Source organism: Diaphorobacter sp. LI3, assembly GCF_022807955.1.
Lineage (GTDB): Bacteria > Pseudomonadota > Gammaproteobacteria > Burkholderiales > Burkholderiaceae_C > Diaphorobacter > Diaphorobacter nitroreducens.
Genome location: NZ_CP094346.1, coordinates 1,413,853 through 1,435,009, shown reverse-complemented (window position 1 = coordinate 1,435,009; position 21,157 = coordinate 1,413,853). Strand labels below are relative to the sequence as shown.

The window sequence follows — 21,157 nt, the reverse complement described above, 5'->3', positions numbered from 1 at the left end:
GATCCATGGCACTGGAAGCCGCCCTCGCCCTGCTGGCACTGGCCTTCGCGCTGGCCGCGCGGCCCTGGCGGCTGCTGGGCAGCCGCAAACCGTTGGCGCACGAGGCCCATGGCGCACCTGCCACGCTGTGGACGCCGCTGCTCGCCACGCTCGTGCTGCTGCCCTGGGCCTGGGCCCTGCCTACGCTGCACCGCATGCCGCTGCAGCTGCAGTGGTCAGGCGCCTGCCTGGTGCTGCTCATGCTGGGCTGGCCGCTGGCGGTTCCGGCCCTGCTGGCCGTCGGCACGATCGCCGCGCTGATCTCGCCCAGCCTGGGCTGGGGCGACGCGCTGGGCCTGGCCGTGTGGCAGGGCATCGTCCCCGCCACGCTCGCGCTGCTCGTGGGCGTGCTGCTGCGGCGCCTGGCGGGCGCGCGTGCGCTCACCGGCGTGCGCATCTTCGTCTATGTGCTGGGCCGGGGCTTCCTGGGCACGGCGCTGTGCGTGTTCGTGGCAGGCTCGCTGTCGCAATGGGCGGGCCATGTGCTGCCGGGCGTGGGCGAGCAGCTGTCACTGGTGGCGCGCTGGCTCATGGCCTGGGGCGATGGCATGGTCACGGGCATGTTGTGCGCGGTGTTCGTGGCCTTCAAGCCCGGGTGGCTGGCCACCTGGTCCGACCAACTGTACCTGCCCAAGCCCTGAACGACAATCCCTCTTTTTCGCATCCGCTCTACTCCGCTTCCATGTCCCAGACTCCTTTTGAATTTGCCCCCGGTCTCGTCGTGCAGGGCATCACGCCGCCGCTGCGGCTGGCCGACTACAAGCTCATCGCCTTCGACATGGATTCCACGCTCATCAGCATCGAATGCGTGGACGAGATCGCCGACGCCGCCGGCCGCAAGGCCGAGGTGGCCGCCATCACCGAGGCCGCCATGCAGGGCCTGATCGCCGACTACAAGGAAAGCCTGCGCCAGCGCGTGGCGCTGCTCAAGGGCGTGGGCACGGACCACCTGGAGCGCGTGTTCACCGAGCGCTTGCGCTTCAACCCCGGCGCGGCCGAACTCATCGCCGCCGCCAAGGCCGCGGGGCTGGCCACGCTGCTCGTTTCGGGTGGGTTCACTTTCTTCTCCGACCGCGTGAAGGCGCACCTGGGGATCGACTTCGCACGCTCCAATGTGCTGGAGATCGAGAACGGCCTGCTCACCGGTCGCATGGTGGACCAACCCTGGGGCGACATCTGCGATGGCGCGGAAAAACGGCGCACCCTGCTGGAGGTCGCCTCGCTCATGGGCATCGACGCGCGCCAGACCATCGCCGTGGGCGACGGGGCCAACGACCTGCCCATGATGGGCGCGGCCGGGCTGTCCGTGGCCTACCACGCCAAGCCCGCCGTGCGCGCACAGGCCCGCGTGGCCATCAACCAGGGTGGACTGGACCGGCTGCTGGAAGTGCTGCGCTGAGTCTCATACGGCAACCCATTGAAGCTCTCATATTCATAGCTGTTAGCGCTTTTTAAATAAGCGCTTGAATGGTTTTTTGGCAAAATTTCATAGGATAAAGAACCCATTCCATATATGAATATAAAAATAAAAACGACTTGCGGCTGAGTCGTCCCGCTTACACTTCACACCCTGGTCATCGCCCTCTTGCACAGGGCGGTGCTCTCAAGTCACCGCTACAAGGAAACCGTTCTCCATGCTGAAGAAAACCCTGTCTGCCATTGCCCTGGCCGCTGCCGCGCTGGGTGCACAAGCCGCCGACGTGCTCAAGGTAGCCGCCACGGCCGTGCCGCACGCGGAGATCCTGAACTTCGTGAAGCCCCAGCTCAAGGCCCAGGGCCTGGACCTGCAGGTCAAGGAATTCAGCGATTACGTGCAGCCCAACGCCGCCGTCGAGGACAAGCAGCTGGACGCCAACTTCTTCCAGCACCAGCCCTACCTGGACAGCTACAACAAGGACCGCAAGAGCAGCCTGGTGGCCGTGCCCAACGGCAAGATCCACGTGGAGCCCTTTGGCGCCTACTCCAACAAGATCAAGAACGTGAAGGACTTGAAGGACGGCGCCACCGTGGCCATCCCCAACGATCCCTCCAACGGCGGCCGCGCCCTGATCCTGCTGGCCAAGCAGGGCCTGATCGTGCTCAAGGACCCCAAGAGCCTCACGCCCACGCCGCTGGACGTGGTGAAGAACCCCAAGAAGCTCAAGTTCAAGGAGCTCGAAGCCCCGCTGCTGCCGCGCGCGCTGGCCGATGTGGACCTGGCCCTGATCAACACCAACTACGCGATCGAAGCCAAGCTCAACCCCACCAAGGATGCGCTGTTCATCGAAGGCGCCGACTCGCCCTACACCAACATCGTGGCGGCCCGTGCCGACCGTGCCAACGACCCCAACATCGCCAAGCTGATCAAGGCGCTGCACACGCCCGAGGTGAAGAAGTTCATCCAGGACAAGTACAAGGGCGCCGTGGTCCCGGCGTTCTGACCACGCACCGCGCAGCGGCAACGCTGCACGTAAAAAAAGCGCTGCCGCGGCACTAGCCGTTCTGTTAAAGTGTTGCTAAGAAAGCTGTAATGGCTCAAAATTCCGCCCTAGTCAACGACTAGGGCGTTTCTTTGTCCAAGGAAAAATCTCATCCAACTTCAGTAAAGCCGACTAAGTGGCCGCCTAGATTTCCGCCGGCCGCGGCGGGTATTCAAGTCAATCACTGCAAGAACCCCAAGTGCGGTAACTTCGGCGTACCGCCCAAGCTTGCGGTTGCCCGAGGCGGGGCCGGTACTCCAGCTTCTTCCGTTGGCCCAGGCGACTACACCGTGGTCGCTACCGGTAAGGACCAGCCGGCACTGAAGTGCCGCCTGTGCGAGGAAATCACCCCTATGCAGAGCAACTTGGCGATTGCCGAGGAGCTTATGCGCATGTCGGAGTACCTTGAACCAGTACTCCCGCAGTGTCCGAACGAGGCCTGCTCTCTATCGGAGGGGGCGCCATCCCTTGAGAATGTGACTCGCTTCGGCACCAACGCCCACGGAACTCCCCGGTTCAAGTGTGTCGGCTGCAAGAAGGCGTTCTCCTTCGGCGGCCGGTCAACCAAGCGCCAACGTCGCAGTCACTCCAATCGCGATATCTTGGTGCATCTGATGAACGCCATGCCGCTGCGGCGCATCATCAAGGTCCTCGATATCTCCCCCAGCCAGCTATACGACCGCATCGACTTCCTCTATGAGCAGGCCCAGATGTTCGCCGGCGAGCGTGAGCGAACCCTCATGGGACGCGACGACCTAGGCTCAAGATATCTGTCGGTTGACCGGCAAAAGCTGGTGGTGAACTGGCACTCTAAGAAGGTGCGAAAGAACACACTTTTGCTGTCCATTGCAACGGCCGACCAGGCTACGGGCTATGTGTTCGGGGTCAACGTCAACTTTGACCCTGCGCTGGACTCTGCTGACGTAGAGAAGGACATGGTTCGCTTTGGCGACCATGCACTTGCCAGAGCGTTTCGCCGCTACGCGAGAGTCTGGCTACCGGCTGATTGGAATGCTGCGGCTGAGAGGGCGGCGCCTCGCGGAGGTACCTCCCGAAAGCCTATGGAATCGGTCATCGAAGAGACGTACGACGCAGCCTTAGGTCGCCCCGATATAGAAGATGGTGAAGGCCCCGCGAACTCATCCCGTGCCCCCGTAAAGGGCATGCTGCTGCATGAGCAAGTGGTGATGTACGCCCACATCCAGCTTGTCACTCGACTGCTCTGCCGTGCCAAGAAGATTCGCTTCTTCACAGACCAGGAGTCGGGCATACGTGCGGCCATTCTGACGGCCGTGCCGAAAAGGGTTCTGGACCGGACGGCTGACGCTTTCTATGTCAAGGTGCTCAAAGATATGTCAGTGGACATGAAGCGCGCGCTGGTTGGTGCAACCAAGCGGCGTCTGGCGCGCTTAGCGGAGAAATACGGGGTAACCCCTGAGGCTGCAGAACTTCTGGCTGCCGAGGAAGAACTGGCGCGCATGGTTGCCATCGGCAAGTGGGGGGACCGCTGGTTCCGCCATCCCATATCGGAGATGCGTGAGCCTGAGAAATCCGTTTGCTGGCTGACCGATATCGACCCGGTCGAAACCGAACCGGACAAGCGTCGGCTCCAGCTTAGCCACCAGGCGCTACTGCACCTGAAAGCCACCCTTACCGCTGTCGACCGCTTCTTTATGCAGGTCCGGCGAGGCCTCACGCTGGCAGAACGCGCGGTGGCCAGCGCCAACACCGACCGACGTCTCTGGTTCGGGAAGAGCGCCTACAACCCCGAAGTCCTGGTGAAGGTGCTCGGCATCTTCCGGACGTACTTCAACTACTGCGAGGTTGGCCGGGACGGGAAAACGCCGGCAATGCGGCTGGGGCTGGCGCGCGGACCCATAGCGCCCGAAGACATCATCTATTTCACTCCCGAACCGCCCGAAAGACGCCGCGCGCCTGCCGCTCGGTCGCTCAAGCCCTCCGGCCCCGTGGCTCACGCAAGCGAGTCACTTGCCGCGTAGGACCCGTAGTTCGAGGTGAGCTTGGTCCGCAGTCAGGGAGCTCACTCGCACTTGGTAGACAGAGAGGGGGGCTCCCGATTCAGGCCCCGAGGACTCTTCCCATTCGGCTACACCCCCTTCACCCTCGCCGCTCACCGAGGAAAGGTACGGGCTCCGCCCTGTGCAGGCCAGCACTACTGCCGGGGCTAGGGTCATCCGCGGCAGAATACCGGTTGGTTTGACCCAATTTGTTACTTCAGCGCCTCTGATAAGGACACGACAAGGCTGGCTGCCATTGTCTCGCCAAGCCTCAACGCTCAGAGAGACAGTCCGATTGCCGTATGCCACGGGAGTGCTGCCCCTGAAGTCCGGAGCGGGCTCGTCGTTGCAGGCAGTGAGGAAGCTGGCGGCACACACGAGCGCGACGCCTAGGGAAAGGGGCTTGAAATTCAGCATGTCCCTTATAGCGACCAAAGAAACGAAGCCCCTCGTGCCGAAGCAGAGGGGCTTGAATCAAGGGCTTAGCAACACCTTAACGGAACGGCTAGGGTACGCCGGGGCTTTTTTTATATTGCGCGGGCAACAAAAAAGCCGCAGGGAACTGCGGCCTCGTTGGATTGGTCGCAAGCCGCCGCCGCAAGGGCAGCAGCCCGCCACGCGATCAGATCTTCACACTGTTCATGTACTGGTTGAACGGGAACTCCGAGAAGCGGTTCCACAGGATCTGGTCGCGCTGGAAGGCGCGCATGTCCTGGTGGATCTTCTTGAACTCGGGCGACTTGGCCTCGTGCTCGGCAAACACTTCCATCGACGCCTTGAAGCCGGCGTCCATGATCGCCTTGGGGAACGCCTTGAGTTGCGTCTTGTTGGCCACCAGGTTCTTGATGGCGCGCGGATTGAACACCTGGTACTTGGCGGTCATGTCGGCAGCGGCCACGCGGGTGGCTGCGTCCAGGATCGCCTTGTGCTCGGGCGACAGGGCGTTGTACTTCTTGATGTTGATGAAGAACTCCAGGTCAGCGGAGCCTTCCCACCAGCCGGGATAGTAGTAGTACGGCGCCACCTTGTTGAAGCCCAGCTTTTCATCGTCGTACGGGCCAACGAACTCCACGGCGTCCAGCGTGCCCTTCTCGAGCGCCTGGTACACGTCACCGGCGGGCATGTTCTGCGCCACCACGCCCAGCTTGGCCATGGCCTCGCCGAACACGCCGCCGCCCAGGCGCATCTTCAGGCCCTTGAGGTCAGCGACGGTCTTGATTTCCTTGCGGTACCAGCCGCCCATCTGGGTGGTGGTGTTGCCGGCGCTGGCGGTCTTGAAGTTGTACTTCTCGAAGAAGGCATCCAGGTACTTGCGGCCGTTGCCGTGGTCCTTCCAGGCTGCCATCTGCAGCGTGGTCAGGCCGAAGGGCACAGCGCAGCTGAAGGCGAACACGGGGTCCTTGCCGGTGAAGTAGTAGGCGGCCGTCTGGGCCATATCGATGGTGTCGCCCTGCAGCGCATCCACCACGCCAAACGCGGGCATCAGCTCGCCGGCGGGGTGCACGGAGATCTCGAACTTGCCGCCCGACATCGCCTTGACGGCCTGGGACAATTTTTCTGCACTGCCAAAGATCGTGTCCAGCGACTTGGGGAAGCTGGAGGCAAGGCGCCAGCGAACGGCGGCCTGGGCATGCACTGCGGGTGCAACCCCGGCTGCGAGTACGCCAGCCAAACCGGCCTGCTTGATGATTGAGCGACGATCCATGGACAAATTCTCCGAAATGATGAAGCAAACAAACAGTAACGCGGTTGAGTGTACGCGCCACTGAATCCCGCCGATGAGCGGAGGTAAATTGTAAAAACGCGGGTTGCCGGCCCCGTTGCGGGTTTCCCCTGAAAAATCCGCGAATGGCGCGTATTACTCGGCCGAGCAAGGGGCAACGCAGGCCCCCACGATGGGCGGCACAGGCGCCGCGACGCATCCCAGCGGCACGCTGCCGCGGGATGACTGCATTGTGAAAGGAAGGGAAAGCGCGTCAGGCCGCTGCCAGCGCCTGCTCGCCCGGCAATGCGCCGAAGCGCTCGGTGATGGAGCGCTGTATGCCAGCGGCGTCCAGCCCCTGCAGGGCCAGCAGCTTGGCCGGGTCGCCATGCTCGATGAACGCGTCGGGCAGGCCCAGTTGCAGCAAGGGGCGCTGCACGCCTGCGGCGGCCAGCGCCTCGGCCACGGCACTGCCGGCGCCGCCCATGATGCAGCCCTCCTCGACGGTGACCAGCGCATCGTGCTCCGCTGCCACCTGAAGCAGCAGCTGCGTATCCAGCGGCTTGGCCCAGCGCATGTTCACCACCGTGGCGTCCAGCGCCTCGGCCGCCTGCAGCGCCGGGTACAGCAGCGTGCCGAAAGCCAGGATGGCAATGCGCCGGCCCTTGCGGCGCACCTCGCCCTTGCCGAAGGGCAGCCCCTCCAGATCGGGCAGCGGCGCCACGCCCACGCCCGCGCCGCGCGGGTAGCGCACGGCCACAGGGTGGTCTTGCTCGTAGGCGGTGGTGAGCAGTTGGCGGCATTCGCGCTCGTCGGCCGGGCAGGCCATGCTCATGTTGGGAATGCAGCGCACGAAGGCGATGTCATACGCTCCGGCGTGCGTGGCGCCGTCCGCACCCACCAGGCCCGCACGGTCCAGGGCAAACACCACGGGCAGGTTCTGCAGCGCCACGTCGTGGATGAGCTGGTCATAGGCGCGCTGCAGGAAGGTCGAGTAGATCGCCACCACCGGCTTCACCCCCTCGCACGCCATACCGGCGGCAAAGGTCACGGCGTGCTGCTCGGCGATGCCCACGTCGTAGTAGCGCTCGGGAAAGCGCTGGTGGAACTCCACCATGCCCGACCCCTCGCGCATGGCGGGCGTGATACCCACCAGGCGCTCGTCCTTCTCGGCCATGTCGCACAGCCACTGGCCAAAGACCTGCGTGAAGGTCTGCTTGGGCGGCGTGGCCGGTTTCACCAGGCCCACGCGCGGGTCGAACTTGCCCGGGCCGTGGTAGGCCACCGGGTCGGCCTCGGCCAGCTTGTAGCCCTGGCCCTTCTTGGTGACCACGTGCAGGAACTGCGGGCCCTTGAGGCCGCGGATGTTTTCCAGCGTAGGAATCAGCGAGTCCAGGTCGTGCCCATCAATGGGGCCGATGTAGTTGAAGCCGAACTTCTCGAACAGCGTGGCCGGCACCACCATGCCCTTGGCCTGCTGCTCCAGGCGCTTGGCCAGCTCCAGCAGCGGCGGCGCGTTCTTGAGCACACTCTTGCCCACGTCGCGCGCCTTGGCGTAGAACTGTCCGCTCATGAGCTGCGCCAGGTAGCGGTTCAGTGCACCCACGGGCGGGCTGATGCTCATGTCGTTGTCGTTCAGGATGACCAGCAGGTTGGCGTCGGCCACGCCGGCGTTATTCAGCGCCTCGAAGGCCATGCCGGCGGTCATGGCGCCGTCGCCGATGATGGCTACACAGCGGCGTTCGTCGCCGCGCTGCTTGGCCGCCAGCGCCATGCCCAGCGCCGCGGAGATGCTGGTGGACGAGTGCGCGGTGCCAAAGGTGTCGTATTCGCTCTCGGCGCGCTGCGGAAAGCCCGACAGGCCGCCCAGCTGGCGCAGCGAGGGCATGCGGTCGCGCCGCCCGGTCAGGATCTTGTGCGGGTAGGTCTGGTGGCCCACGTCCCACACCAGCCGGTCGCGCGGCGTGTCGAACACGGCGTGCAGCGCCACGGTCAGCTCCACCGTGCCCAGGTTGGACGACAGATGCCCGCCGGTCTTGGACACGCTCTCCAGCACGAAGGCGCGCAGCTCCGTAGCCAGTGCCTTGAGCTCGGCACGGGGCAGCCGGCGCAGGTCGGCGGGATCGTTCACGCGCTCAAGCAGCGGATAGTTCGTCGTGGACATATGCTATGTTTTTAGTAGCTGCTAGCGCTTGATGAAAAAGCGCTAGAGGCCAATTTGATTCATAAAAAGACACCAGCCCCGCCATGCGCAGCCTTGCCCATCATCAATGCGAACGGCGCACCACCATGTCGGCCAACGCCGCCAACGCCCGCGTGTCGGTCAGGCCGCTGGCGGCCAACGCCGCCAGTGCCTGCGCGCGCAGGGCTTCGGCATGCGCGCGCGCGGCCTCCAGCCCCATCAGCGAGACATAGGTCGGCTTGTCGCTCGCGGCGTCCTTGCCGGCGGTCTTCCCCAGTGTGGCGGAGTCCTGCGTCACGTCCAGCACGTCGTCCACTACCTGGAAGGCCAGGCCCATGGCTGCGCCGTAGTCGCTCAGCGCGCGCAGCGTGCCCTCCGGGGTCTGGCCGCAGACCGCGCCCATCACCACGCTGGCCTGCAGCAGCGCACCCGTCTTCAGGCGGTGCATCTGACGCAACTGGTCTTCAGACAGCTGCAGGCCCACGCTGGCCAAGTCGATGGCCTGCCCGCCGGCCATGCCGTCGGCGCCTGCGGCGCGGGCCAACTCACGGCACAGCCGCGCCTGCATGGCCGGCGGTACCCCCTCCTCGGGTGTGAGCAGCTCAAACGCCAGCGCCTGCAGTGCGTCGCCCGCCAGCAGTGCACGCGCTTCGCCAAAGCGCACATGCACCGTGGGCTTGCCGCGGCGCATCACATCGTTGTCCATGCAGGGCATGTCGTCATGCACCAGCGAATAGGCGTGGATCAGCTCCACCGCGCAGGCGGCGCGCAGGGCAGCCTGCGCGTTTCCGCCGACGGCCTCGCAAGCGGCCAGCACCAGCAGCGGGCGCAGGCGCTTGCCGCCATCCAGCACGGCATAGCGCATGGCCTCGCCCAGGCCTGCGGGCGCATCGGGGCACACCCAGTGGGACAGGGCGTCCTCGACCCGCGCAAGCTGCGCGCGCATCCAGCCATCGAAATCGAACACAGGTACGGCGGACATGGCGGGCGTCACTCCTGCGTCCATGGCTGCAGCGTGCCTTCGTCCAGCACCTTGATCTGGTCCTGCACCGCGTCCAGGCGCGCGCGGCAGAAGTTCAGCAACACCGCGCCCCGCTGGTAGCCCGCCAGCATCTGGTCCAGCGGCAGCTGGCCCGACTCGATGCGGCCCACGAGCTGCTCAAGCTCTTCCAGTGCGGCTTCGTAGCTGACGGGATCGGGCTGGGTGGATGAAGGGGCGGCGGGGGCCTTGGCCATGGAGACGCAGCGCCAAGGGCGCAAGTGGAAACGGCCAATTTTAGGCGCAGGGCCCCGCGCCTGCCCGGCGAAGGCCGCGGGGATGCCCCCGCGGCCGGCGGGAGATCGCCGCCCCGGACGCCGCACGCGGCTTGCTAGGCGCGCGCAATACACGTACACCCACCGCGGAAATAACCCCACCACCTATAATCCCATTCCTTCACTACGAACCGGCTATGGAGTACTTCCCTGGGCCGGTTTCGTTTTTTCTATAGCCCCGTGCGCACGCGCACCCTCCCTGTGGGGAGTCTTTAGGTCAGGTCACCCATGTCTGATTTAAGTCTTCAACTGCAGCAGGCCGCAAGCCAACTACCAGTTTCCAGCTATTTCGACGAAGCGCTGCTGCAGCGCGAACTGGAGACGATCTTCCAGCGAGGGCCCCGCTACGTGGGGCACCAACTCGCCGTCCCCGAGGTGGGCGACTACTTCGCGCTGCCCCAGGAAAAGGAGGGCCGCGCCCTCGTGCGCAATGCCCAGGGGCAGGTGGAGCTGATCTCCAACGTCTGCCGGCACCGCCAGGCAGTGATGCTCAAGGGCCGCGGCAACCTGCAGGCCCAAGGCAAGGGCCATGCGGGCGGCAACATCGTCTGCCCGATTCACCGCTGGACGTATTCCACCAGCGGCGAGCTGTTGGGCGCGCCGCATTTCGCGCACGACCCCTGCCTGAATCTCAACAACTACAAGCTGCGCGAATGGAACGGCCTGCTGTTCGAGGACAACGGTCGCGACATCGCCGCCGACCTGGCCGGCATGGGCACGCAGCGTGAGCTGTCGTTCGAGGGCTATGCGCTCGACCATGTGGAACTGCACGAGTGCAACTACAACTGGAAGACCTTCATCGAGGTCTACCTGGAGGACTACCACGTGGGTCCGTTCCATCCGGGCCTGGGCAACTTCGTCACCTGTGACGACCTGAAGTGGGAGTTCCAGAAGGAATACTCCGTGCAAACCGTGGGGGTGGCCTCCACGTTCGGCAAGCCGGGCTCCGACGTGTACAAGAAGTGGCACGAGGTGCTGCTGAAGTACCGCGAGGGCAAGATGCCCGAGCGCGGCGCGATCTGGCTTACCTACTACCCGCACATCATGGTGGAGTGGTATCCGCACGTACTTACCGTCAGTACGCTGCACCCGATCGGTGTGGACAAGACGCTGAACATGGTGGAGTTCTACTATCCCGAGGAAATCGTCGCCTTCGAGCGCGAGTTCGTCGAGGCGCAGCGTGCGGCCTACATGGAAACCTGCATCGAGGACGACGAGATCGCCGAGCGCATGGACGCGGGCCGCAAGGCCCTGATGGAACGCGGCGACAACGAGGTCGGCCCCTACCAGAGCCCCATGGAGGACGGCATGCAGCACTTCCACGAGTGGTACCGCGGTCGCATGGGTGCCGCCGTGTCCCGCGGCTAAGGCCCCACACCGCCGCCCCACGCTACCATTACAATAGCTGCCAGCGCTTGATACACAAGCGCTGGCAGCTATTTTTATTCATACCCATAGGTTTTCCATGCAAGCGCTCTGGATGGTGTTGGCGGCGTTCCTGTTCGCAAGCATGGGGGTCTGCGTGAAGATGGCCTCGGCCTACTTCAACGCGGCCGAGCTGGTCTGCTACCGCGGCTTCATCGGCATGGCCATCCTCTGGGCGCTGGCACGCTCGCAAAAGGTGGCGCTGGCCACACGCTACCCCGGCATGCACGCCTGGCGCAGCCTGATCGGCGTGACTTCGCTGGGCGCGTGGTTCTACGCCATCGCCTACCTGCCCCTGCCCACGGCGATGACGCTCAACTACATGAGCAGCGTGTGGATCGCCGCCTTCCTGATCGGCGGCGCGCTGCTCGCCTGGCGCCCCTCCAGCGCGCAGCCGCGCCCGCCGTTGCAAGTGACCCTGGTGCTGACCGTGCTGGTCGGGTTCGCGGGCGTGGTCATGATGCTGCGCCCCAGCATCGACGACAACCAGGCCTTCGCGGGCCTGGTGGGCCTGTGCTCGGGCCTGACCGCCGCGTTCGCCTACATGCAGGTGGTGGCGCTGTCGCGCCTGGGCGAGCCCGAGACGCGCACCGTGTTCTATTTCGCCGTGGGCTCGGCCGTAGCCGGCGGCGCGGCCATGCTGGTCACGGGCATGTCCGACTGGCCCGGGTGGCCCGCGCTGTGGCTGCTGCCGCTGGGCCTGCTGGCCGCGGGCGGGCAGTTGTGCATGACACGTGCCTACTCGCGCGCCCTCACCGCCCGCGGCACGCTGGTGGTGGCCAACCTGCAGTACTCGGGCATCGTGTTCGCCAGCATCTACGGCGTGGCGCTGTTCGGCGACCAGTTGCCACTCATCGGCTGGGCGGGCATGGCGCTCATCGTGGGCAGCGGCATCACGGCCACCGTACTGCGTGCCCGGGCCGCGCCGGACACGCCTGCCGAAGAACACTGACGCGCTGGCGCGCCCAACGCCACGACAATGGGGCCTGATCGATACGCACAGAGCCCGACCATGCACTACACCACGCTGATCTCCGTTCCTGAACTGCAGTCCCTCCTGCACAGCGGCCAGCCGCTGATGGTGTTCGACTGCAGCTTCGACCTCACCCAACCCACCCTGGGCGCCAGCCAATACCGCGAGGCGCACATCCCCGGCGCCTTCCACGCCGACCTGGACAAGCACCTGAGCGCCCGCCATGGTGCCCCCGGCGCGGGCGGCACGGTCGTGGCCTCGGCGGCGGACGAGCCCGCATCGGGCGGGCGCCACCCGCTGCCCAACCGCGAGCGATTTGCGACCTGGCTCTCGGACATCGGCTTTGCCAATGACATGCAGGCCGTGGTGTACGACCGCAACGGCGCCAACTACTGCGGCCGCCTGTGGTGGATGCTCAAGTGGGCGGGGCATGATGCCGTGGCCGTGCTCGACGGCGGGCTGCAGGCCTGGCAGGCCGCCGGCGGCGCGGTGGCCAGCGGCGACGAGCCGGCGCGTTTCCAGTCGCACTTTCGGCTGCAGGCGCCGCTGCGCCGGCTGGTGAGCGCGCAGGAGGTGCTGGCGCAACTGGGTCAGCCCGGCCAGACGGTGGTCGACGCGCGCGCCACACCGCGCTACCGGGGCGAGGTGGAGCCGCTGGATCCCGTGGCGGGCCACATCCCCGGCGCACTCAACCGCCCCTTCGGCCTGAACCTGGGAACGGACGGCCACTTCAAGAGCCCGGAGCAGCTGCGTGCCGAGTTCACCAACCTGCTGGATGGCCGCGACCCCGCCACCGTCGTCCATCAATGCGGCAGCGGCGTGAGTGCCCTGCCCAACCTGCTGGCCATGGAAATCGCGGGCCTGGGTCCCACGGCCCTGTTTGCCGGCAGCTGGAGCGAGTGGTGCAGCGACCCCGGCCGGCCGGTTGAGCGCGGCTGACGCTCACGCGGACGCTTCCGCAACGTTACAGCCCGTTTTGCGGTGCACGGCCAAGCCGGCGCCGTGCATGGGCCTGCCTGTGGTGCCCGCGCAGCGGCACCTGTCGCGCGCACGCATCGCAACGGCGGACGGCCTTCACGTGCGCAGGCATTTCTCACCTATACTTAAATGCGAATCGTTCTCATGACATATCTTAAGTAACCCGTGATCCGCACCTGCTCCGCCTTGACGTTGCGCCTCGACGCCGCCCCGCCCCTGTTCAACGGCGAGGCCTCGGCCGCCGTGCGGCCGTCCCGCTCCCTCGCGGCACAGGAGGGAGTCCGATGAGGCCCACGCAACCGTTGTGGCGCTACCGGCTCGCCGTGGCCTCGCGCACACTGGCCGCGGTGGCGGGAGGCTACGCGCTCACGGCGGCCTTCACGGCTGCGGCCGCGCTGGCCCTGGCACAACGCAGCACCCGCGTGGACGCCGTGCTGGCCGCCACCTTGCTGGCGTGGCTGGTCTATGCGTTGGCCATCGCCTGGGTTTTCTTTGCGCGCACGGCCTGGCAGGCCTGGGGCGGCGTGCTGGGCCCTGCGATGCTGCTGGGGCTGGCCGCCCAGGTGCCGCAATGGCTGGCGGGTGCCGCATGAGCCCGCCCGCCGATGCATCCCGCGCCCCCGCACGCGAGGGCTTTCGCCAGGCCATGGCCTGGCTGCACACCTGGGCGGGGCTGCTGCTGGGCTGGCTGCTGTTTGCCATCTTCGTGACGGGCACGCTGTCGTATTTCAAGCCCGAGTTCAACCACTGGATGCGCCCCGAACTCCAGGCCTTGCCGCCCGCCAGGGCAGATGACGCGGCAGCCGTCGCCGAGCGCGCCCTGGCCGCCCTGCGGCAGCACGCACCGCAGGCCACCCAGTGGATCATGCGCCTGCCCGACGAGCGCCAGCCCGAGGTGTCGCTGCTGTGGCACGCGTGGCCGCGCGAGCGCTTCCAGACCCTGCTGGTGCACCCCGCCACCGGCGACATCCTCACGCCACGGGCCACGGCGGGGGGAGACTTCTTCTACCGCTTCCATTTCGAGTTGCGCACCGCGCACCAGGGCCGCTGGGTGCTGCAAGGGCGCTGGATCGTGGGCGCGGCCACGCTGCTGATGTTCGTGGCGCTGCTCACCGGCGTGGTCACGCACCGGCGCATCTTCAAGGACTTCTTCACCTTTCGCCCCGCCAAGGGCGGCCAGCGTGCATGGCTGGATGCGCACAACGTCAGCGGCGTGCTGGCGCTGCCGTTCTACCTGGTGATCACCTTCAGCGGACTCATGATCTTTCACTCGCTGTACCTGCCGGCAGGCATTGCCGCCGTGTATCCCGGCGCACGCGGCACCGACACGACCAGCTACTTCGCAGAACTGCAGGGGGACGCCCCGCGCAGCGCGGGCACCGCCCAGGCCGGTCCGCCCGCGCCCCTGCCACCGCTGGCCGTGGCCGCTGCCATGCAGCAGGCCCAGGCCCACTGGCAGGGAGGGCGCGTGCAGCGCCTGCGCGCGCAGCGCGACCCCGGCGGCGATGTGCGCCTGGAGGTCACGCGCCATGACGGCGACCGCCTGCAGTACGGTCCCGAACGCCTGTGGTTCGATGGCGCCAGTGGCCAGTTGCTGCACGAAGCCGCCCCCGCCGGCGCGGCCCGGCAGACCTATGGCGTGCTCTACGGCCTGCACCTTGCACGGTTCGCAGGTCCCGGCCTGCGCTGGGCCCTGTTCGGCTTCGGCGTGCTGGGCAGCCTGATGATCGCCACCGGCTTGGTGCTGTGGACTGTCAAGCGCCAAGCGCAGGCACGGCGTCCCCATGCCGGGCAGCCCCAGCGCCTGCCCTTTGGCGAGCGGCTGGTGGCCAGCCTCAACCTGGCGGCGCTGGCCGGCCTGCCGCTGGCTTTGGCGGTCTACCTCGCTGCCAACCGGCTGCTGCCGCTGCACTGGGCGGCGCGGGCCGATGCGGAGCTGGCCTGTTTCTTCAGCGCATGGGCGCTAGCGCTGCTGCTCGCGGCCGTCTCGCCGGGCCGGCGCGGCTGGTGCGCCCTGCTGGCACTGGCCGGGACGCTCTGGGCGCTGCTGCCGCTGCTGAACGCAGCCACCACGCACGCGCACCTGGGCGTCAGCCTGCCAGCCCGCGACTGGGTTTTGGCGGGCATGGACCTGGCATTCCTCGCCACCGGCGCGTTGCTGCTGGCGCTGGCCTACCGGCTGCGGCCCCTGCGGGCGACCACTGGCGCAAGGGCCGCCGCCGTGCCCGCACACCTGTCGGCCGCGCGCGGCCACCGCGCGGGAGCCTGAAATGACTGAACTGTTGTTGTGCCTTTCCGGCTGGTGCGCCATAGCCCTGGGCATGGATCGGCACCACGAGGACGCGCTGCGCCGATCCGCCACCGCCCCCACGCTGCAGCGCCTGCGCGGCGCGGGCTGGGTACTGCTGGCAGCGGCCCTGGCCCATGCCGTGGGACGGCCGGCCCCGACCGTGCCCATGGGCCTGGTGTGGTGGGGCGTAGCCCTCTCCCTGGCAGCGCTGGCCGCCACGGCGCTGGCCACCTGGCGGCCACGCTGGCTGCCTACCGCCGGCGTGGCGGCCTTGCTGGCCGCGCTGTTCGTAGGGGCCGCGGCCACGGGCTGCGCCGGCGCGGGGCCGGGCTGAGCCCGCATGGCCCGCATCGCGGGCCGGTGTGCCGACGCACACGCACTTCTTTCAGAGCCACCCACGCCAGCCGCCCGGCTGGCGCAGGCAGCCAGCGTTATCCACAAGGCGCCCCGGGGCGCCCTTGCGAGAGCCTTCATGCACCTGCCTGTATTTCACATAAAAACCTGCCACAGCGCTTATCCGTAAAGCGCGGCAGCTATTCATTCAATAGCAAACGCCATTCCGCGCATACATCCATCCATTCACAGGAGAACACGCCCATGTCCCTCATCCCTCGACACCCCCTCGCGCGGCTGGCCGGTGCGCTGCTGCTGGCCGGCGGCGCTGCGCAGGCCCACCAGGTCTGGCTGGAGCAGGCACCGAACGAGACGCGCCTGCACTTCGGTGAATACGCCGATAACCTGCGCGAGACCTCGCCGGGCCTGTTGGATAAATTCACCGCAGTGCCTGTGCTACGCCAGGCCGGAGCGCGGTCGACCGAAGGCCGCCGCACGCCCACGGCCTTCGTCTATGCGCCGCAAAGCGCTGCGGACACGCTCTGGGCGGAAGCCCCGTACCCGCTCATCGACCGCAGCAAGACGCAGCGTCCGCCGCTGCTGTGGCGCCCCGCGGCGCGCTGGGTGTCCAGCCTGGCGCAGCCGGTGGACGCCGCCGCGCCCCTGGACCTCGTGCCCACGGGGCAGGACGGCACGCTGCGCGTGGTGTTCCAGGGCGCCCCGCTGCCCAAGGCCAAGGTGACGCTGGTAGCGCCCTCCGGCTGGTCGCGCGAGGCCACCACCGGCGAAGACGGCACGGTGCGCTTTGCCCTGCCATGGCAGGGCCAGTACGTGGCCGAGGTCCAGCACACCGACAAGACCCCCGGCGAGCACCTGGGCCAGCCCTATGGCGAAGCGAGCTACGTGACCACGCTGAGCTTCGTGCAGACGCACGGCGCCATATCGCCTGCCATACCCGCCCTGCCCGCACCGCCCGCCAAGGCGCGCTGAGCGGTGTCCCGCCCCTTGCATCCCCTACCGCCATGAAACCTCCCCTTGTTCCCCGCCCGCGGCGCACGGCCGTGGCCCTGGCCGCGCAGGCCGCGCAGGCCTCGCTGTGGCTGCTGTGCGGCAGCGCGATCGCGCAGACCGCCGAGGCCCTGCCGGGCGCGCCAGCGGCAACCGCCACCCCCACCCTGCGCCAGGTAGACGTGGTCGACTCCACGGCGGGCGCCGCCGCCACGCCCGCGCGCCGCGCGCAAAGCAGCTCGCGCCTGGGCCTGCCAATGCTGGAGACGCCGCGCGCCGTGAGCGTGATCGACAGCGCGCTGCTGGAGCAGCAGTTGGCCACCACTGAGCGCGACGTGCTGCGCAACGCGGCCGGCGTGTCCTCGCGCAGCGAATACGCAGGCTCGTACTCGCAGTTCGCGATCCGCGGGTTGTGGGCCAACAACACCTACAACTATCTGCGCGACGGTGCCAAGTTCGTGCACCTGCTCGATCCACCGCTGTTCAACATCGAACGCGTCGAGGTCATCAAGGGCCCGGCCGCGCTGGAGTTCGGCCAGGTGGCGCCGGGCGGCCTCGTCAACTACGTGAGCAAGCGGCCCCAGGCCGATCCGCTGCGCAGCGTGAAGATCGGTGCGGGCAGCCACGGCTGGCGCAATGCCGAATTCGACCTCACCGGCCCCCTGAATGCCGACGGCACGCTGCGCTACCGGCTGGACGGCGGCGCGAGCCGCGGCGGCAGCTTCGTGGACGGCAACACGCCGCGCAAGCAGGGCCTGGCCGGCAGCCTGGAATGGCAGCTCACGCCGGACACGCGCTGGCGCGCACAGGCCGAGTACCAAAGCCTGGAAGGCGTATCCACCGTGGGGCTGGCGGTGCCCGACCCGCAGAACCCGCGCAGCGCGGACGTGCTCCCGGTGGGCACCTTCTATGGCGAGCCCTGGCTGCGCACCGACGGGCACCTGCGCTTTTATTCCACGGAGCTGCAGCACCGCTTCACCGACAGCCTTGAAGGGCGGGTGCACCTGTCGCGCAACGAGACCTTTCGCAACGTGAACATGGTCTATCCCATCGGCCCGGTGACGGACGGCCAGGTGGCGCGCAGCTACTGGCTGGCACCGGGGCAGAACTACACGTCGGACACCGCGCTGGCCGAACTGCGCGCACAAGTGCGGACGGGTCCCGTGCGCCACACGCTGCTCGCCGGGCTGGATTGGCGTGCCATCGAGGGCGTGTACGGTGCGCGTGGCACGGGCAACCTGGGTGCGGTGGACCTGTACCAGCCCGTGACGGGCCTGGTGCCGCCCGCGGGTTCGGGCGGCAGGGCCGCGGTGGCCTCGGACACGCGCAACACGGGCCTGTTCGTGCAGGACCGGCTCACCCTGGGCGACTTCAGCCTGCTGCTGGGTCTGCGCCACGACCGGCTCAAGGACGCTTACACCAAGCCCGCCACGGATCTGAGCAAGACCCAACCCAGCGCCGCGCTGAGCTGGCAGCCCCTGCCCGCCAGCATGTTCTATGTGAGCCATGCGCGCTCGTTCCAGGCGAACTCGGGCACGCTGCTGTGGGGCGACCGCGCGGCACCACCCTCCGAGGGCAAGCAGCTGGAGGTGGGCTGGAAGCAGGAATGGCTGGGCCAGCGCCTGCTCACCACCGTGTCGGCCTTCGCGCTGGAACTGACCAACGCACCGGCCAACGACCCCGAGCACCCCGGCTACTCGGTGCTGACGGGCCGCCAGCGCATCAAGGGGCTGGAAGTGGAGGCCCAAGGCCGCATCACCCCGGGCTGGAGCGTCACCGCGCAGGCCACCTTCCTCGACCCCAAGGTGCTGGCCGACACCGTGGCCGGCGCCAACGTGGGCCACCGCGTCGCGCTCGCCCCGCGGCGCACCGCCTCGCTGTGGACCCAGTACCGCCTGCCCGGGGTGCCCGACCTGTGGGTCGGCGGCGGGCTGGTCCACCAGGGCGACAAGTTCACCGCCAACGACAACCGGTGGCGCCTGCCCGGCTACACCGTGGTGGACCTCGCGCTGGGCTACCAGTTCGGCGGCGGCGTGCGACTGCAGGCCAACCTGAAGAACGCCGCCAACCGGCGCTACTACGTGGACGCATCCACCACGGCCGCGGGCTTTGCGGCCGTCACACCGGGCGAGCCGCGCTCGCTCTACGTCACGCTGGACTACACGTTCTGAGCCCCTCAATTTCTATCAAAACACGCTGCAGCGTCCGTCCATCCTGCGCAACCAGCTTCACTATTCATAGCACCATGATCTTTCGCCCTTCCCCCGCCACGCGCACTGCCGCCGCACAGGCCGCCGTGGCGCTGCTGTGCGGCGCCGCCGCGCATGCCCAGACCACCGAAGCCGCCCTGCCCGCGGTCACCATCAGCGCCGACCCGGCGCAGCAAAGCGCCACCGAACCGGTACGGGGCTTCGTGGCCCGCCGCGCGCTGTCGGCCACCAAGACCGACACGCCGCTCATCGAGACACCCCAGGCCATCAGCGTGGTCACGCGCGACCAAATGGAAGCCCAGGGAGTACAGACGCTGCGCGAGACCACGCGCTACAGCGCGGGCATCGTATCGAGCTACTTCGACAGCCGCGTGGACAGCTTCAAGGCGCGCGGCGGCGATGTGACGCAGTACCTGGACGGCCTGCTGCGCACCTATGGCACGTACAACAATGTCAAGGCAGAGCCCTACACGCTGGAGCGCGTGGAATTCCTGCGCGGCCCCTCTTCGGTGCTCTACGGCCAGGGCAGCGTGGGCGGCGTGCTCAACCTCACGTCCAAGCGTCCGCTGGCCGAGCGCCAGCGCGAGGTGCAGGTGCAGGTAGGCAGCCATGCGCGCAAGCAGATCGCCGCCGACCTGACCGGCCCGCTGGATGCCGAGGGCCGGTGGCTCTACCGCCTGGTGGCCGTGGGCCGCGACAGCGGCACGCAGGTGGACCACGTGGACGATGACCGCGTGGTGTTCGCGCCATCGCTCACCTGGCGGCCGAGCGCGGACACCTCGCTCACGCTGCAGGCGCACTACCAGAAGGACCAAAGCGGCTCGCTGATCGGCTTCTTCCCCTGGCAGGGCACGCGGCTGCCGAGTGCCTACGGGCGTATTCCCACCAACACCTTCATCAGCGAGCCGGGCTGGGATGCCTACGACACCGAGAACACCTCCTGGGGCTACCTTTTCAGCCACCGCCTGAATGGCGACTGGACGCTGCGCCAGAACCTGCGCCGCACCGTGAGCGACGTGGACTACCGCACGCTCTACACCAGCTTCGCCGCCAATGCCGCCAGCGGCCGACCCGCGCGTCCGGTGTTCGACGCCAATGGCCGTACCGTGCTGCGGGACGCCGCCTGGCAACGCAACGCCAGCCGCCTGCTGCTCATCGACACGCAGCTGGAGGGGCGCCTGCGCGCGGGCGCGGTGGAGCACACGCTGCTGGTCGGCGTGGACGGTCAGCGCAACCACACCAGCCAGTCCAATTGGCGCGCCGTGGCGCCCGCCATCGACGTGTATGCACCGGTGTACGGCAACTTCACCCCGCCCAGCAGCGCCGCCCTGACGGCCCTGCCCGACGTGACGCAGCGCCAGCTGGGCCTGTACCTGCAGGACCAGATGCGCTGGGGTGCGTGGACCGCCACGCTCGGCCTGCGCCATGACCGCGCCAAGACCGACACCGAAGGCCGCCCCGCCGCGGCGGTGGACGACAAGGCCTGGACCAAGCGCCTGGGCCTGACCTACCAGGCCGGCGGGGGCTGGGCACCGTATGTGGGCTATTCAGAGTCGTTCCAACCGCTGGGAGGCGTCAACGTGTACGGCACGCCCTACAAACCCCAGCGCGGCCAGCAGTGGGAGGCTGGCGTGAAGTGGATGCCCGAAGGGCGCGGCATCTCGGCCTTTGCGGCGCTCTACCACCTGCGCGAGAAGAACCGCAAGACCACCGACCCGAGCAACCCGCTCAACAGCCTGCAGATCGGCGAGGTCACCATCAAGGGGCTCGAAGCCGAGATGACCGCCAGCCTGGCGCGCCATTGGGACTGGACGCTGGGCTATGCCTATGCCGACGCCACCATCAGCCGCAGCAACGCGGGCGACCAGGGCCAGCGCGTGGCGGGCGTGCCGCGGCACACGGCGTCCAGCTGGCTCATGCACCGCTTCGCGGCCCAGGGCCGGGGCGGCTGGACGGTGGGCGCCGGCGTGCGCTACACCGGATCGCAGTGGACCAGCACACCGGCCATCGATACCCCGTCAGTGCTGCTGGCCGATGCCATGGTGGCCTACGACGCGGGCGATTGGCGCCTGGCGCTGAACATCAACAACCTGACGGACAAGGTCAACATCACCCAGTGCCTGGCGCGCGGCGACTGCTTCTACGGCGAGCGCCGCAACGTGCTGCTGACGGGCACCTACCGCTTCTGAGCGCGGTGTAAAAAAAAGCCCCGGCAGGCCGGGGCTG

General features: G+C 67.5%; 17 protein-coding genes. 13 read left to right on the top strand and 4 right to left on the bottom strand.

All coding sequences use genetic code 11. The features are described 5' to 3' along the window. Window positions 1-5 precede the first annotated feature (5 nt). The 4 genes from MRB47_RS06640 (at window position 6) to MRB47_RS06625 (ending at window position 4,498) form a co-directional block, all read left to right on the top strand. On the top strand, window positions 6-680 hold the full coding sequence (locus MRB47_RS06640) for a hypothetical protein (RefSeq protein ID WP_103737491.1): 675 nt from the start codon (window positions 6-8) through the stop codon (window positions 678-680). A 41-nt stretch (window positions 681-721) separates the two neighbouring features. Further along, the gene (gene serB, locus MRB47_RS06635; protein ID WP_011806283.1) at window positions 722-1,438 is read left to right on the top strand and encodes a phosphoserine phosphatase SerB; all 717 of its coding nucleotides are present in this window, start codon (window positions 722-724) and stop codon (window positions 1,436-1,438) included. A gap of 235 nt (window positions 1,439-1,673) precedes the next feature. Then, window positions 1,674-2,459, top strand: coding sequence for a MetQ/NlpA family ABC transporter substrate-binding protein (locus tag MRB47_RS06630; protein ID WP_252102260.1), 786 nt, complete (start codon window positions 1,674-1,676; stop codon window positions 2,457-2,459). A 131-nt stretch (window positions 2,460-2,590) separates the two neighbouring features. Further along, window positions 2,591-4,498: a hypothetical protein gene (locus tag MRB47_RS06625; protein ID WP_252100595.1), complete on the top strand. Its 1,908-nt coding sequence runs from the start codon at window positions 2,591-2,593 to the stop codon at window positions 4,496-4,498. 640 nt (window positions 4,499-5,138) lie between these two features. On the opposite strand, the gene MRB47_RS06620 is transcribed toward MRB47_RS06625, so the two are convergent. The 4 genes from MRB47_RS06620 to xseB all read right to left on the bottom strand — a co-directional run bounded on the left by MRB47_RS06620 (window position 5,139) and on the right by xseB (window position 9,636). After that, window positions 5,139-6,221: a TRAP transporter substrate-binding protein gene (locus tag MRB47_RS06620; protein WP_011804476.1), complete on the bottom strand. Its 1,083-nt coding sequence runs from the start codon at window positions 6,219-6,221 to the stop codon at window positions 5,139-5,141. Between the two features lie 271 nt (window positions 6,222-6,492). Continuing rightward, window positions 6,493-8,382: a 1-deoxy-D-xylulose-5-phosphate synthase gene (gene dxs, locus MRB47_RS06615; RefSeq protein WP_252102259.1), complete on the bottom strand. Its 1,890-nt coding sequence runs from the start codon at window positions 8,380-8,382 to the stop codon at window positions 6,493-6,495. 103 nt (window positions 8,383-8,485) lie between these two features. Continuing rightward, window positions 8,486-9,382 carry a polyprenyl synthetase family protein gene (locus MRB47_RS06610; RefSeq protein ID WP_252102258.1) on the bottom strand — a complete coding sequence of 299 codons (897 nt, stop codon included), beginning with the start codon at window positions 9,380-9,382 and terminating at the stop codon, window positions 8,486-8,488. Window positions 9,383-9,390: 8 nt separating this feature from the next. Further along, window positions 9,391-9,636, bottom strand: coding sequence for an exodeoxyribonuclease VII small subunit (xseB, locus tag MRB47_RS06605; protein WP_015912683.1), 246 nt, complete (start codon window positions 9,634-9,636; stop codon window positions 9,391-9,393). A gap of 306 nt (window positions 9,637-9,942) precedes the next feature. On the opposite strand from xseB, the gene MRB47_RS06600 reads away from it, so the two are divergent. The 9 genes from MRB47_RS06600 to MRB47_RS06560 all read left to right on the top strand — a co-directional run bounded on the left by MRB47_RS06600 (window position 9,943) and on the right by MRB47_RS06560 (window position 21,120). Further along, window positions 9,943-11,082 carry an aromatic ring-hydroxylating oxygenase subunit alpha gene (locus MRB47_RS06600; RefSeq protein WP_015912682.1) on the top strand — a complete coding sequence of 380 codons (1,140 nt, stop codon included), beginning with the start codon at window positions 9,943-9,945 and terminating at the stop codon, window positions 11,080-11,082. A 97-nt stretch (window positions 11,083-11,179) separates the two neighbouring features. Next, window positions 11,180-12,091: a DMT family transporter gene (locus tag MRB47_RS06595; protein ID WP_015912681.1), complete on the top strand. Its 912-nt coding sequence runs from the start codon at window positions 11,180-11,182 to the stop codon at window positions 12,089-12,091. A gap of 60 nt (window positions 12,092-12,151) precedes the next feature. Beyond that, window positions 12,152-13,051 (top strand): sulfurtransferase, encoded by a 900-nt coding sequence (locus MRB47_RS06590; RefSeq protein WP_015912680.1) that lies wholly within the window; start codon window positions 12,152-12,154, stop codon window positions 13,049-13,051. A 323-nt stretch (window positions 13,052-13,374) separates the two neighbouring features. Further along, on the top strand, window positions 13,375-13,683 hold the full coding sequence (locus MRB47_RS06585) for a DUF3649 domain-containing protein (protein ID WP_015912679.1): 309 nt from the start codon (window positions 13,375-13,377) through the stop codon (window positions 13,681-13,683). Further along, on the top strand, window positions 13,680-15,359 hold the full coding sequence (locus MRB47_RS06580) for a PepSY-associated TM helix domain-containing protein (RefSeq protein WP_252102257.1): 1,680 nt from the start codon (window positions 13,680-13,682) through the stop codon (window positions 15,357-15,359). Before MRB47_RS06585 ends, MRB47_RS06580 begins: the two co-directional genes overlap by 4 nt. Window position 15,360: 1 nt before the next feature. Beyond that, entirely contained in the window at window positions 15,361-15,714 is a 354-nt protein-coding gene (locus MRB47_RS06575) for a DUF3325 domain-containing protein (RefSeq protein WP_252102256.1), read from the top strand. A gap of 263 nt (window positions 15,715-15,977) precedes the next feature. After that, on the top strand, window positions 15,978-16,703 hold the full coding sequence (locus tag MRB47_RS06570; RefSeq protein WP_252102255.1) for a DUF4198 domain-containing protein: 726 nt from the start codon (window positions 15,978-15,980) through the stop codon (window positions 16,701-16,703). Between the two features lie 32 nt (window positions 16,704-16,735). Next, window positions 16,736-18,892: a TonB-dependent siderophore receptor gene (locus tag MRB47_RS06565; RefSeq protein ID WP_252102254.1), complete on the top strand. Its 2,157-nt coding sequence runs from the start codon at window positions 16,736-16,738 to the stop codon at window positions 18,890-18,892. Window positions 18,893-18,966: 74 nt separating this feature from the next. After that, the gene (locus MRB47_RS06560) at window positions 18,967-21,120 is read left to right on the top strand and encodes a TonB-dependent siderophore receptor (protein WP_252102253.1); all 2,154 of its coding nucleotides are present in this window, start codon (window positions 18,967-18,969) and stop codon (window positions 21,118-21,120) included. The last annotated feature ends 37 nt before the right edge of the window (window positions 21,121-21,157 follow it).

Bases quoted from the DNA above. Each gene is read 5' to 3' on its own strand.
- serB (WP_011806283.1), top strand. From the start codon at position 722: ATGTCCCAGACTCCTTTTGAATTTGCCCCCGGTCTCGTCGTGCAGGGC.
- MRB47_RS06610 (WP_252102258.1), bottom strand. From the start codon at position 9,382: ATGTCCGCCGTACCTGTGTTCGATTTCGATGGCTGGATGCGCGCGCAG.
- MRB47_RS06565 (WP_252102254.1), top strand. From the start codon at position 16,736: ATGAAACCTCCCCTTGTTCCCCGCCCGCGGCGCACGGCCGTGGCCCTG.
- MRB47_RS06585 (WP_015912679.1), top strand. From the start codon at position 13,375: ATGAGGCCCACGCAACCGTTGTGGCGCTACCGGCTCGCCGTGGCCTCG.
- MRB47_RS06620 (WP_011804476.1), bottom strand. From the start codon at position 6,221: ATGGATCGTCGCTCAATCATCAAGCAGGCCGGTTTGGCTGGCGTACTC.
- MRB47_RS06590 (WP_015912680.1), top strand. From the start codon at position 12,152: ATGCACTACACCACGCTGATCTCCGTTCCTGAACTGCAGTCCCTCCTG.
- MRB47_RS06575 (WP_252102256.1), top strand. From the start codon at position 15,361: ATGACTGAACTGTTGTTGTGCCTTTCCGGCTGGTGCGCCATAGCCCTG.
- MRB47_RS06570 (WP_252102255.1), top strand. From the start codon at position 15,978: ATGTCCCTCATCCCTCGACACCCCCTCGCGCGGCTGGCCGGTGCGCTG.
- MRB47_RS06560 (WP_252102253.1), top strand. From the start codon at position 18,967: ATGATCTTTCGCCCTTCCCCCGCCACGCGCACTGCCGCCGCACAGGCC.
- MRB47_RS06640 (WP_103737491.1), top strand. From the start codon at position 6: ATGGCACTGGAAGCCGCCCTCGCCCTGCTGGCACTGGCCTTCGCGCTG.
- MRB47_RS06595 (WP_015912681.1), top strand. From the start codon at position 11,180: ATGCAAGCGCTCTGGATGGTGTTGGCGGCGTTCCTGTTCGCAAGCATG.
- MRB47_RS06600 (WP_015912682.1), top strand. From the start codon at position 9,943: ATGTCTGATTTAAGTCTTCAACTGCAGCAGGCCGCAAGCCAACTACCA.
- dxs (WP_252102259.1), bottom strand. From the start codon at position 8,382: ATGTCCACGACGAACTATCCGCTGCTTGAGCGCGTGAACGATCCCGCC.
- MRB47_RS06580 (WP_252102257.1), top strand. From the start codon at position 13,680: ATGAGCCCGCCCGCCGATGCATCCCGCGCCCCCGCACGCGAGGGCTTT.
- xseB (WP_015912683.1), bottom strand. From the start codon at position 9,636: ATGGCCAAGGCCCCCGCCGCCCCTTCATCCACCCAGCCCGATCCCGTC.
- MRB47_RS06630 (WP_252102260.1), top strand. From the start codon at position 1,674: ATGCTGAAGAAAACCCTGTCTGCCATTGCCCTGGCCGCTGCCGCGCTG.